Below are 12,422 nucleotides of genomic sequence, written 5' to 3'. Positions count from 1 at the left end.
TTCAGCGAGGAGTACACATGGCGGCGTTGCTCTTCGTGGTCGCGGCCGCGTTCACGGTCATCGGCCTGCTCGACGACAACGACACCGTGACCACGATCGGCTGGGTGCTGTGGGGCCTCGGCGTGCTCGCCGCCTGGCTGACCTGGCCCGGCCCGTGGGGGCTGCGGGCGTGGGCGGCCCGGCGCGGCGAGGTGGCCGCCGTCCGGATGCGGGCCGCCGCCGAGGCGGGGGACCCGGGGGCCATCCGGGGCACGGCCGCGCTGCACAAGCTGTCCGGTGAGGTCGCCGAGGCCGAGACCTGGCTGACCAGGGGTGCCGAGGCCGGTGACGCGGAGGCGATGTGGGACATGGGGCGCCTGGTCGAGGAACGGGACGGGCTGGCGGCCTCGGAGCGGTGGTTCCGGCGGGCCGCCGAACACGGGCACCGGGTGGCCCCGTTGATGTTCGAGCCCGGCGGGGTGTTCAACCGGGACGGCACGGCCGAGCCCCCACGCCGGGCCTGACCGGGACGCGGCGCCCGGCACCCGGGGCGGGGCGCCGCGTCGGGTCGGGGCACTGACACCTGCTCGCGGGATCCGGTGCACAGGCCGGCCAGCGGAGGGACGCTGCGGGCTAGCCCTGGCGGGTCAGCGCCGCCAACGCCGCCGTCACGCCCGCCTCGCCGCCCCCGGACACCAGGGACCGGCGCTGGCTCTCGGCGGACGTGCCCCGGTGCAGCAGGTCCGCCACCCCGGCCTCCACCATCTCCCGGTCACCGGTGGCCTCCAGCGCGGGCCTGACGTGCGCCACGAGCCGGCCCACCAGGTCGGCGGCCTTCACCGACTCGCCGGCCACCGGGTCGACCAGCCGGTCGCGCAGCCCGTCGCGGGCGGCGGTCCAGGTGGCGGCGCGCAGCAGTTCGTCGGGTACGTCGGCCGGGGGCGCGCCCGCCTCCTCCTCGGCGGCCGCGGTGGCCACCAGGGCCCGGCCCAGGCCGGCGAGCAGGACCACGTCGTCCAGCCGGGGGGTCGAATCGCAGATCCGCAGCTCCAGGGTGGGGTACCGGGCCGAGACCCGGGCGTCGAAGTAGATCATCCCGGCGTCGTCGATCACCCCGGTGTCGATCAGCCGGCGGACGCTGCGCTGGTACGCGGCGTGGTCGGGGAAGACCGGGGGCGGGCCGGCCGTGGGCCACCGGGAGGCGACGATGTTGCGGTACGAGGCGTAGCCGGTGTCGGCGTGCTGGAAGTACGGCGAGCTGGCCGACAGGGCGAGCAGGGTCGGCAGCCAGCCGCGGACCCGGGGGATGATCCGGACCGCGAGATCGGGGTGCTCGACGCCGACCTGGACCTGGGTGGCGCACACCTGCTGCTCGACGGCGAGCTTCTGGTAGCGGTCCCGGATCCGGCGGTACCGGTCGTCCGGGTACACCGGGGCGGTCGCCACCCCCGAGTCGGGTACGGTGCCGGCCGCGACCACGCACAGCCCCGCCCGGTCCGCCGCCGCCACGAGGGCCTTGCGGGACGCGACCAGCTCGGCGCGCAACTCGTCGAGATCCGTGCACACGGCGGTGGCGGTCTCGACCATGGACCGCTGGAACTCCTTCTCGGCACCGTCACTGTCCGTGAGCAGGGTGGCGGAGCCGGGCGCGAGCCGGCCGGTGGCGGCGTCGAGGATGTGGAACTCCTCCTCGACCCCGAACGTGCTGGCTGTGGCAGTCATGGCCTCCCCCTACCCGCTCCGGCCCGAACTCATGCCGCCGGGAACTCCTGCCCGTGCCGGCCCGACCTCCCGTGCCTATCCGTGCCCACCGAAACCCCCTGGGCCGGAGCGCGCACCACGTCGAGGCGCCGACCCGTGCGCGCGAAGCCCCTCCGGCGCCTCCGGGCGTCCGGGGGCGTGCGGCGCCGGGCCCCGGACGCGCCGCTCCACGGGTTCGCGCGGTACCCCCGCGCGGCCCCGGCCGGTCGTACAGTGGGGCGGACCACTAGGGAGGGACGCGATGGGCAAGGTACTCGTGCACGCCACGGTGTCGCTGGACGGCTACCTGGCCGGCCCCGACGCGAGCGTGGACCAGCCGCTCGGCGAGGGCGGCATGCGGCTGCACGAGTGGGTGTTCCACCGGCCCGCGCACGAGACCGACGAGGCCGTCATCGCCGAACTGTTCGCCACCACCGGGGCCGTGGTGCTCGGCCGGCGCACCTTCGAGGTGGGGGTCGGGGCCTGGGAGGACACCCCGTACCCGGCGCCGAGCTTCGTGCTCACCCACCAGCCCCGCGAGAACCTGGTCATGGCCAGCGGCACGTTCACCTTCGTCACCGGAGGGGCCGGGGAGGCGCTCCGCCGGGCCCGGGCCGCCGCCGGGGACCGCGACGTCACGCTGATGGGCGCGGACGTGTCCCGGCAGTACCTGCTGGCCGGCCACGTGGACGAGGTGCACCTCCAGCTCGCGCCGGTGCTGCTCGGCGGGGGCACCCGGCTGTTCGACGGCCTGGCCGACGCCGGGGTCACCCTGGAACGCACCCGGGTACTGGAGTCCCCGCTGGTCACCCACCTGCGGTACGCGGTGCGCCGGCCCGTCGCGCCCGACCCGCCGGTGCGCGCGGCCCGGGACTGGTCGGACGCCTGACCCGGCTCCCGGGAACCCGGTGACCGTGCCGGTGCGCGCCCGGCGACGCGGCGGCCCCGGTACCCGGAGGATCAGCCCTTGATCTTGGCCACGAGGTCGCGGGCCTCCTTGACCGTGAAGTTGCCCGAGATCTCCACCTCGCCGCCCGGGATCGGGGACATGACCTGCGGCGTGGACAGCACCTGACCGTTGACGACGATCGCGAGAAGGTTGCGGGGCGGCTGCTCGGCGGCCAGCCGGGTGGTCAGGTCGCCGAACGCCCTGGCGTCGTCCGGGTTCAGCGACAACTGGACCACGCCCTTGCCGTCGGTCCCGACCTTCGTCACCAGCTGGCGGACGGAGGTGACCACCATGCCCGTGCCGAGCCGGTGGCACTTGTCCGGGTCCAGCTTGCCGGCGGACTGGTCCCCGGGGCGGCACGGCGCCGCGTACTCCTCCTCGACGGGCAGGAGGCTGATCGGTTGGGCGATACCGGTGCGCTTCTCGGCGGTCCGGGTGTCGTTGGAGCTGAGCACGCCGGAGAACACGAGGGCCAGGGTGACGACGAGGCCGAGGACCACCACCCCGGCGATCACGACGAACGCGATCGTCCCTGGCGGGAAGCGGCGGGCGGGGCCGGGCGGGGCGGTCGCGCTCCACGGGGGCTGCGGTTCCATGCGGACCAACCTATCCGGCGAACCGGACACCCGCCAGGGTCGCCGGCCCGCCCGGCGCGCCCCGCCCGGCCCCTCCGGCCGCCGGCCCGGCAGGCGATCCGGGCCGCCCGGTCCCCTGCGGACGGTCAGGCGGCGAGGGGCTTGCGGTACCGGGGCCGGCGGGCCACCACCTCGTACCCGACGCTCTCGTAGAGGCCCACGCTGTCGTTCTCGTTCTCCAGCACCGTGTGCAGTGCCGTGCGGGTCACGCCGCGCGCCGCGAGCAGGTCCAGGCTGCGGTACATCAGGGCCCGGGCCAGGCCGCGCCGCCGCCACCGGGGGAGGACCGCCACCCACGGGGTCCCGCCCGTGCCGTCGGCCCCGATGGTGTTGACCACGACACCGGCCAGCTCGTCGCCGTCCCAGGCCGCCAGCCACAGGTCCAGGTCGGACTGCTCCTCGGCGACCTCCTCCAGGTACTCCTCGAAGGTGCGCTCGACGTAGCCGTTCGGGGAGTCCACGAAGCACGCCTCGATCGCGGCGTGCAGCACCGGGTGCTGGTCGGGGGTCACGGGCCGAAGGTCGAAGCCGGTCGGCAGCGCCGCGTCGTACCGGCCGGTGGCCGCCTCCAGGTGCACCTTCGTGAACGCGATTTCGAAGCCGGCTGCCAGCAGCAGGGCCCGCGTGCCGGGCTGGGACTCGTCGGCGTTCCCGCCGAGCACGGGCCGGGCCGCGCCCTCGGCCGCCGCGAGCTCGGCGGCCCGGGCCTCCTGCCGGGCGAGCAGCGCGCGCCCGACGCCCCGGCCCCGGCTGTCGGGGGCGACCGCGCCGGTGAGCAGGTACAGCCGGGTGCCGTCGGCCTCGGTCCACCACTGCGTCCAGGCGTACCCGACGACGCGGCCGTCGAGTTCGGCGAGCACGCAGTGCGGGAGGTTGTCGGCCACGTCGTCGTCGCCGGGGCCGGGCAGCCACACGTCGCCCTCGGCGGCGAGGACGGCGGCGCGCACCGCCTCGACGGCGGCCAGGTCCCCGGGTGCGTTGTACGGGCGCAGGCGCACGGTGTTCCTCCACGGTCGGTGACCGCTGCGCGGTCGACGGCGGGAGGGTATCGACGAACCGGGGCACGCCGGTACCGAATTTCGCGCGGGGAAGCGGGTGCCGGCCGGCCGGATGATGCGTGGCACCGGGTCTGCCGGCCGGCCGGGCGACGCGCGGCACCGGATCACCACCGGCCGGACGACGCGCGGGATCGAGGGTCGACGATCCACCCTCGATCCGCGCTTCCTTGTTCTACTCTGGTCCGTGTGGCCCCGCCCGGACGATCACCGGGCGGGGTCGCACATTCTCCGGCGGCTCACCAGAACGGCCAGTTGTGCCAGAAGAACCAGTGGGGTCCGTTGGACCAGAAGTCCACTCCGTGATTCCACCACCACCACATGACGTTCACCCCCTCCCCTAATTGGGTTACTCACATAAGTACCAGGACTTAGCTGGCATATGTGGCGTTCGGGGCTTCCTGCCGCGATGGGTGGCTTCAGTGGGTTTCGCATCGGGGACGGTGCTGTGGGGCGGTTACCGGACGGTAGTGGACAACGGCGGGACCACAGTGGACGCCGGCCGGCCCGGTGGAGGTCGGGCCGGCCGGCGCGGTCAGCAGGCCCCGTTGTCCTGCCAGGGCGAGCCGCCCCACGGATCGGTCGTGCCGGGCGCCCGGTTGTAGCTGGGCTGGCTGGCGGTCCACTTGCGACCGTTGTGCGAGACCTGGTCGCCGGACCAGTAGAACTTGGTGCCGGTCCAGGCCGCCACCGTGCACGAACCCGGCGGCGTGGTCGGACCGGTCGTCGGCCCCACGGTCGGGCTCGGCGAAGGCGAAGGCGACGTCGAAGGCGACGGAGAAGGCGACGGAGAAGGCGACGGCGAAGTCCCGCCCACCGCCTTGAGCGCGTCCACGATCCCCTCGCCGTAGAAGTTGTTCACCGCGGCGGTACCGGTGCAGCCGAAGTCCGACTGCTGGCACCCGAGGTCCGTGGCCTGCTGGGCGAGCCGGGACCGCACGTCGGCCGGGGACAGGCCCGGGTTCTTCGACACGAGCAGCGCGGCGACCCCGGCGACGTGCGGGGAGGCCATGGAGGTGCCGGTCAGGTCGCCGTACGTGCCGCCGGGCAGGGTGGAGGTCACCCCGTACGTGCCGCCCGGCGCGGTGACCTGGATCTTCCCGGTGCCGTAGTTGGAGTACGACGCCTTGTTCCTCTGCTCGCCGAGCGAGGACACCGACACGACGCCGGGCAGCTCGCCGGGGATCTGCAGGCAGTCGTTGGTGACCGTGCGGGTGACGGCCTTGGAGTCGTCCGGGCTCTTGCTGTCGGACTTCTTGTCGGCCAGGTTGTAGGACTCGTTGCCGGCGGCGGCGATGGTGACGACGCCCTTGTTCTCGGCGTACGCCACGGCCCGCTTCGACGCCTCCAGGATCGCGTCCTGGTCGGGGTCGTTGGGGCAGTTGAACAGCCACGGGTCGGTGTAGTAGCTGTTGTTGGTGACCTTGATGCCCTTGTCGGCGGCCCAGAGGAACGCGCAGACGGTGTTCTCGGGGAAGAACAGGTTGCCGACCTCGGGCTCGGCGACCCGGACGGACGCGACCTTCACGCCCGGGGCGACGCCGACGACGCCCTTGCCGTTCTTCGCCGCCGCGATGGTGCCCGCCACGTGGGTGCCGTGCCGGTCCACCGGGCGCCACGCGCCGGCCCGGGTGTCGGCCTTCCCGTAGGCGCAGGACACCGAACGGGCGGCGTCGAAGTTGGGCTTGAGGTCCTGGTGCTGGTCGTCCACCCCGGTGTCGAGGACGCCGACCGTGACGTCGGCGGAGCCCTGGTAGCTGGCCCACGCCTTGTCCGCGCCGATCATCGACATGTCCCAGAGGACCTTCTCCTCCTTGGTGGTCGCCTGCTGGCTCGGCGACGCGGGGACGGCCGGGTCGTAGGCGGCGGCCGGCACGTCGGAGGTGCGGGTCGCGCCGACCTTCTGCACGCCGGCCACCCCGCGCACGGCGGCGGCGAACCCGGTCCCGGCGGAGTGCGCCACCTGGACGCCGATGCTGTCGTAGGACGCGAAGACCGTGCCGCCGTTGTCGGTCACCGCCTTCTTCGCCGCCGCCACGTCCCCGGGGGCGGAGAGCACGAAGTACGCGCGGGTACCGGCGGCCCAGCCCGGCCGGCCGGCGGCGGCCAGCGTGCCCTGGTCGGGGGCTTGGGCTGCGGCGTGCTTGGGGGAGTAGGGCGGGGTGACCTGGGCGGTCGGCGCCCCGCCGCCCGGGGTCGGACCCGCCGCCGCCCAGGCGGTGGTCGCGCCCGCCATGGCGGTGGCCACGGCGATGCCGATGAGGGCCGCGCGGGACGCGGGCCAGTGTCTCTGTCGCATGAGGTGTCCTCGCCTGTCTGAGGGGTGTCCGACCGGCGGAGGCGGTGTCCGGTCGGTTCCCGGAGCGTAGGAACACCGGGGCGTCCCGGTGCGACATCGAGGGGCGTCCGTAGGGAGAACGCGAGGGTAGGGTCACCCGGAGCGGTCGTTCAACCGCACAGAGCGAGACGGGTACCGGTCGGGCCGCCCGCATGACCGAAGCCGCGCGGTGGGGCCGGGACACCGCCGGGCGCGCCGGCCCCGGTGGGGCGGGTTCGGGCGCGCCCGCCCCGGTACCCGTCTAGAAGTTCTCCACCAGCCAGGGCGTGGCCTTCGGGAACAGGGTCCGCAGCCGGTCGGCGACGTCGGCGGGCAGCGACGGGGCGAACCCGCGCACCGCCAGCTCGGCCGGATCCAGCACCCCGTAGACCAGCGCGGACAGCCCGTGCCCGGTCAGCGTCGCCTCGGGTTCCGCGTCGGACGGCCGCACCACCAGCGCGCCGCCGTCGGACCCGAGCCGCCACGTGCCCCCGGTCAGCGGGTCGTCCACGGCGACGGTCACGTCCCCGGCGCCGACGCCGATCCCGGCGAGCGCCGGCACGGACAGCACCCGGGCCATCGGGGCGAACACGTCCGTCGGGGTGGACCGGACGGTGCCGGTCACGGCGATGTCGGTCGACCACAGCTCGGGGCGCTCGTCCGGGTGCGGGGTGAGGGTGACGGCGTCTACCTGGTCGACGTGCCGGGCCAGGAAGGACAGCAGCAGGGCCCGGGCGGTCGGGTCGACGGCCAGCAGCGGGCCGCCGGACAGCTCGCCGTGGTGCCCCGTGATCCTGTACAGCAGCGCGCCGACCACCTCGCCGGCCACCCGGGCGACGGCCGCCCACGACTCGTTGCCGTCCCGGACCCACTCCGCGCTGTAGTCCGGCCGCAGCGCGACCCCGTGCGTGGTCCGCTGGAGCCGGGCGTGCAGGTCGCGCAGGTCGTCGTACGCGTCGGCGACCGGGTGCCAGGTGACCTCGCCCGGCAGGTCGGCGCGCAGCAGCGGGGCCAGGCTCGCCGGGTCGATGCTGACCCGCGCCGGTTCGGGGAAGCTGACGTAGCCGAACCGCTCGTAGAACGAGGTGCGGAACGGGTACAGGGTGCTGACCGCGAAGCCCTCCGCCGCCGCGTCGGCGAGTTGCCGGTCGAGCAGGGCGCGGACGTGGCCGCCCCGGCGCGCGTCGGGCACGGCGGCCACCCCGGCGACGGCCGCCATCCGCAGGATCCCGCCCCGGACGTTCTGGGTCATCGGGATCCGGGTGGCGCAGGCCAGCACCCGGTCCCCGTCGTAGGCGGCCAGAACGGCGTTGTCGCGGTGGTAGCGCGCGTCGTACGGGAAGCTCGGACCGGGGGTCGCCGAGAACGCGTACTGCTGGATGGGTAGCGACACCGTGGGCCGCTCTTCGGGGGGCACAGACCTGATGATCACCGGGTCAGCCTAACCGGGCGGGGGACCGCTTTCCGCCCGGTTCTTTCCGCCCCACGGATTGACAGTCAGGTTTACTGTCAATTCTCTTGACTCCCGGGTACGCGCGGACCGACGCTGCATCGACGGCACCCCCCTCGCGCATGGAGGCACCATGAAGCGCGCACCCTGGCTCGTCCTGTTGGCCCTGCTCGCCAGCCTGCTCGTCGGCGCGCCGGCCCAGGCGGCCACCACCCAGCAGACGTTCCTGACCTTCTACGGCTGGTGGGACAACACCCCGCCCGGCGGGGACATCGCGTACCCGCAGATCCACAGCACGGCGGGCGGCAAGGGCACCTACGCCGACCCGATCACGTTCGCCACGTCCTCCGACGAGCTCGCGCCCGGCACGAAGGTCTGGGTGCCCCGGGTCCGCAAGTACTTCATCATGGAGGACTCCTGTCAGGAATGTGAGTCCGACTGGAGCGAGGAGGGCCCCAACGGCGGGCCGGGCCTGCGGCACATCGACCTGTGGCTGGGCGGCAAGGGCGGCAACCCGATGAACGCCATCGACTGCGAGGACGCGCTCACCCACTACAACGCCGACAGCACGCCCACGATGGAACCGGTCGTGGTCAACCCGTCGGCCAACGAGCCCTACGACCCGACCCCGATCTTCGACACGGGTACCGGTGCCTGCTACGGCGGGGCCCAGCCGAACACGACGGTCGGCCAGTACAAGAACGTGTCGACGGGGCTGTGCATGGACGCGCCCTCCACCGCGTTCAAGACCGCGCCGTGTACCGGCTCGGCGAGCCAGAAGTTCACCTTCCACGGCGCGTTCATGCAGATCCGCGACCTGTGCGCCGCCAACTCCAGCAACAAGGTCGTGCTCGCCACCTGCACCGGCGGCCCGACCCAGCAGTGGTCGGTGAACCCGAACCTCACGATCTCCGACATGCAGACCGGCCAGAAGTGCTTCCGGGACTCCGCCGGCACGGTGACCGCCGGCAGCTGTTCGGGGACCGCGAGCCAGTGGGTGTTCACCGCGTCGGGCCAGCCCGGCCCCGACTTCGCGCTGGCGCTGAGCCCCGCCTCGGGCGCGGTGACCGCCGGCGGCTCGGTGACCTCGACCGTGGCCACCTCCGTGGTCTCGGGGACGCCCGGGACCGTGGCGCTGACGGCGACCGGGGCCCCGGCCGGGGTGACCGTGGCGTTCAACCCGGCCTCGGTGCCGGCCGGCGGGACCGCCACCATGACCGTGACCACCACGGCCTCGGCGACCCCGGGCCCGGCCACGATCACCGTGACGGGCACGTCCGGCACGGTCAGCCACCCGGTCGGCTACGCGCTGACCGTGAACGGGCCGGGCGGTACCCCGGTGCTGTTGTCCCAGGGGAAGCCGGCGACGGCGTCCTCCGTGGAGACCAGCTCGTTCCCGGCGGGCGCGGCGTTCGACGGCAACCTCACCGGCACCCGGTGGGCGAGCAAGGAGGGCGTGGACCCGCAGTGGCTGCGCGTCGACCTGGGCGCGACCGCCTCGGTCAGCCGGGTCCTGCTGAACTGGGAGGCGGCGTACGGCAAGTCGTACACCATCCAGACCTCGCCGGACGGCAGCACCTGGACCACGATCTACTCCACGACCTCGGGCAACGGCGCGGCCGACGACCTGACGGGGCTGTCCGGCACGGGCCGCTACGTCCGGGTGCACGGCACGGCCCGGGGGACGGCGTACGGCTACTCGCTGTTCGAGATGCGGGTGTACGGCACGACCGGCTGACCGGGTCGCGCTCCCGGCCGGCCTTCGCGGGGCGGCCGGGAGCGCCACGGTCGGGGCTTCCTCGGTCGGCCGGAGTGCCATGGTCGGGGCTTCGTCGGTCGGCCCGGAGTGCCACGGTCGGGCGGCGGTCTCGCCGGGCGGTCCCTCCGAGCGGTGCCGGCCGGGCGGTCCCGACCGGGCCGCCCCTCGGCGCTCGCCCTACCGGTGTTCCGTTCACAGTGGATAGTCCGGCAGCGCCACCCCGGTGGAGTTCTTCTGGCTCTCGGCCATCAGCATCCCCGACAACCGGCGCGAGTTGAGCACCCTGTCCCGCATCCGGATCCGGAACGCGGTGGCCGGCGCCAGGAACGCCCCCGTCCCGCGCCCGCCCCGCTGGCACCGCTTCACGAACCGGCGCAGCCGCCGCTCGTACGCCGCGAACGCCGCCTCGTGCCCGCCCCGCGCGGACGCCGCCCCGTGCCCGGTCCCCGCGAGGGCCAGCTCCCCGGCCAGCGCGTACGCGGCCACCACCGCCGTGCCGGTGCCCATCCCGCCCACGGTCGCCCCGTACCCGGCGTCGCCGAGCAGCACGATCCGGCCCCGCGACCAGGACGGCACGTCCACCCGGCTGACCGCGTCGAAGTACAGCCCGGGGGAGTCCCACAACGCGTCGACCAGCTCACCGGTCCGCCAACCCATCCCGGCGAACCGGTCCGCGAGCACCTTCCGCTGCGCCCCGAGGTCGCGCCGGTCCACGTCGAGCGGCCCGGCCCGGAACGCGAAGAACGTACTGGCCCGCGAAGGGTCGCCGTGGTGCGCGCCGACGCTGGCCATCCGGCCGGGCTCGTTGTACAGCTGCACGGTCCGGTCCACCCCGGCCGGGCAGGGCAGCTCCCAGCCCGCGACGTGGCACCCGAGATGCGTGACGAACCGCTCCTCGGGCCCGAACGCGAGCCGGCGCACCCCCGAGTGCATGCCGTCCGCGCCCACCACCAGGTCGAACACCCGGGACCCACCGCGCTCGAAGTCGACCCGCACCCCGGTCGAGGTCTCCGTCAGGGCCGCGATGGCGTCGCCGTACACGTACTCGGCGGCCGAGTGTTCGCGCAGCACCCGGGACAGCTCGGAGCGGGCCACCTCCAGGTCGCCGCCCGCGAAGTCGCCCGGCAGGCCGGAGCGCCGGGAGCCGTCGGCCGCCACGAACCGGTACGGCGTCCCGCCCGTGTCCAGCGCCCGCAGCTCGTCGAGCACCCCCATCATGCGCAGCACGGACAGATGGGTACCGCCCCGGAAGTCGACCGAGTAGCCCCCGGTCCGGGGCGCGGGCGCGATCTCCACGACGGTGACCTGGTGCCCGGCGCGCCCGAGCCAGTACGCCAGCGCGGGGCCGGCGACGCTCGCGCCGGAGATCAGGACGTCCATGGGGTGCCTCCATCGGTTAACTGTGTCCACCGGACACTATTTCGCGTATGGTAGACACAGTTCCGAGGGAACGGCAACAGGAAGGGCCGCGACGTGCTCGGAGACCAGACGCGTACCGCCGAACTGCTCTGGGGTCCCGGCCCCCGGCCCAGTCGTGGCCCCAAACCGGGCCTGACCCTGGAACGGATCGTGGCCGCCGCGATCGCGATCGCCGACGCCGAGGGGCTCGCGGCGGTGTCCATGCAGCGGGTCGCCGGCGACCTGGACTTCACCAAGATGTCCCTCTACCGGTACGTGCCGGGCAAGGCCGAACTCACCGCGCTGATGGTCGACGCGGCGATGGGCCCACCCCCGGACCTCGACGCTGCCGGGGATCTCGACGCCGCGTCCGCCCCCGGAGTCGCAGGAGCTCTCGATGGCGGCGGTAACCCCGACGGCGCCGCGGAACGTGACACCGCCGGAGCCTGGGACGGCACCCACGACCCGGACACCGCCCCGGACGCCTGGCGGCCCCGGCTGCGCGCCTGGGCCCGCGCGCTGTGGGCCGCGTTCGGCCGGCACCCGTGGGCGCTGACCGCCACCGAGGGGGTGCGGGTGCCCGGCCCGAACGAACTCGACTGGATGGAGGCCGGGATCGCCGCGCTCGCGGACACGGGCCTCACCGGCGGCGAACAGCTCGACGCGCTCGTGACCGTCGCCAGCCACCTGCGGGGTCTGGCCCACCAGACGATGGCGTTCCCGCCCGACCGGCCGGGCGCCACGGAACAGCAGCTCGGAACGCTGATCGGGGCGCTGCTCGCGGAGCGGGCCGACCGGTTCCCGGCCCTCGCGGCGGCGATGGCGGACGCGGCGGCGACCGGGGCGGCGCCCGGCGGGCAGGGCGACGCCCTGGACTTCGGCCTGACCCGCGTCCTCGACGGCCTGGCCCACCTGATCGACGAGCGCCGGACCGCCGGACGCCCGTGACGGCAGGACCCCGCCGGCGACCCGCGCCGGCCCGCCACCCGCGTCGGTCGCGGGCATGCCGGGTCGCCATCCGTGCGGGTCGCGCAGAGGTCGAGCCACCCGTGCGGGTCGCGCAGAGGTCGAGCCACCCGCGCCGGCCGCGCGGAGGCTAGGCCGCCACCGGTCCCGGTCGCGCGGACGGCCGCCCGGGAC

The 12,422-nt window shown here is 74.5% G+C and carries 10 protein-coding genes; 4 read left to right on the top strand and 6 right to left on the bottom strand.

Annotation, left to right across the window (positions count from 1 at the left end; genetic code table 11):
• Positions 1 to 17 precede the first annotated feature (17 nt).
• Positions 18 to 503 carry a hypothetical protein gene (locus tag AB0M43_RS12140; protein WP_363723750.1) on the top strand — a complete coding sequence of 162 codons (486 nt, stop codon included), beginning with the start codon at positions 18 to 20 and terminating at the stop codon, positions 501 to 503.
• 109 nt (positions 504 to 612) lie between these two features.
• On the opposite strand, the gene AB0M43_RS12135 is transcribed toward AB0M43_RS12140, so the two are convergent.
• Positions 613 to 1,701 carry a glutamate--cysteine ligase gene (locus AB0M43_RS12135; RefSeq protein ID WP_363723748.1) on the bottom strand — a complete coding sequence of 363 codons (1,089 nt, stop codon included), beginning with the start codon at positions 1,699 to 1,701 and terminating at the stop codon, positions 613 to 615.
• Between the two features lie 280 nt (positions 1,702 to 1,981).
• On the opposite strand from AB0M43_RS12135, the gene AB0M43_RS12130 reads away from it, so the two are divergent.
• Positions 1,982 to 2,608, top strand: coding sequence for a dihydrofolate reductase family protein (locus AB0M43_RS12130; protein WP_363723746.1), 627 nt, complete (start codon positions 1,982 to 1,984; stop codon positions 2,606 to 2,608).
• A gap of 71 nt (positions 2,609 to 2,679) precedes the next feature.
• Here the strand turns inward: AB0M43_RS12130 and AB0M43_RS12125 are convergent, their stop codons facing one another.
• From AB0M43_RS12125 to AB0M43_RS12110, 4 genes are all read right to left on the bottom strand, one after another.
• Positions 2,680 to 3,264, bottom strand: a complete 585-nt coding sequence (locus tag AB0M43_RS12125) for a hypothetical protein (RefSeq protein ID WP_363723744.1) — start codon at positions 3,262 to 3,264, stop codon at positions 2,680 to 2,682.
• Between the two features lie 125 nt (positions 3,265 to 3,389).
• Positions 3,390 to 4,301, bottom strand: a complete 912-nt coding sequence (locus AB0M43_RS12120; RefSeq protein ID WP_363723742.1) for a GNAT family N-acetyltransferase — start codon at positions 4,299 to 4,301, stop codon at positions 3,390 to 3,392.
• Positions 4,302 to 4,893: 592 nt separating this feature from the next.
• On the bottom strand, positions 4,894 to 6,657 hold the full coding sequence (locus tag AB0M43_RS12115; RefSeq protein WP_363723740.1) for a S8 family serine peptidase: 1,764 nt from the start codon (positions 6,655 to 6,657) through the stop codon (positions 4,894 to 4,896).
• A gap of 280 nt (positions 6,658 to 6,937) precedes the next feature.
• Positions 6,938 to 8,107 (bottom strand): GNAT family N-acetyltransferase, encoded by a 1,170-nt coding sequence (locus tag AB0M43_RS12110; RefSeq protein WP_363723739.1) that lies wholly within the window; start codon positions 8,105 to 8,107, stop codon positions 6,938 to 6,940.
• A gap of 151 nt (positions 8,108 to 8,258) precedes the next feature.
• Between AB0M43_RS12110 and AB0M43_RS12105 the strand changes: the two genes are divergently transcribed.
• Positions 8,259 to 9,863: a discoidin domain-containing protein gene (locus tag AB0M43_RS12105; RefSeq protein ID WP_363723737.1), complete on the top strand. Its 1,605-nt coding sequence runs from the start codon at positions 8,259 to 8,261 to the stop codon at positions 9,861 to 9,863.
• Positions 9,864 to 10,076: 213 nt separating this feature from the next.
• On the opposite strand, the gene AB0M43_RS12100 is transcribed toward AB0M43_RS12105, so the two are convergent.
• Positions 10,077 to 11,264 (bottom strand): FAD-dependent monooxygenase, encoded by a 1,188-nt coding sequence (locus tag AB0M43_RS12100; protein ID WP_363723735.1) that lies wholly within the window; start codon positions 11,262 to 11,264, stop codon positions 10,077 to 10,079.
• Positions 11,265 to 11,357: 93 nt separating this feature from the next.
• Between AB0M43_RS12100 and AB0M43_RS12095 the strand changes: the two genes are divergently transcribed.
• Positions 11,358 to 12,230, top strand: coding sequence for a TetR/AcrR family transcriptional regulator C-terminal domain-containing protein (locus tag AB0M43_RS12095; protein WP_363723733.1), 873 nt, complete (start codon positions 11,358 to 11,360; stop codon positions 12,228 to 12,230).
• Positions 12,231 to 12,422: the final 192 nt, after the last annotated feature.

The organism is Longispora sp. NPDC051575, from assembly GCF_040681875.1.
In the GTDB taxonomy this organism is placed as follows: Bacteria; Actinomycetota; Actinomycetes; order Mycobacteriales; family Micromonosporaceae; genus Longispora.
Note: the sequence above shows the minus strand (reverse complement) of the source record. Positions and strands in the feature narration are given on the sequence as shown.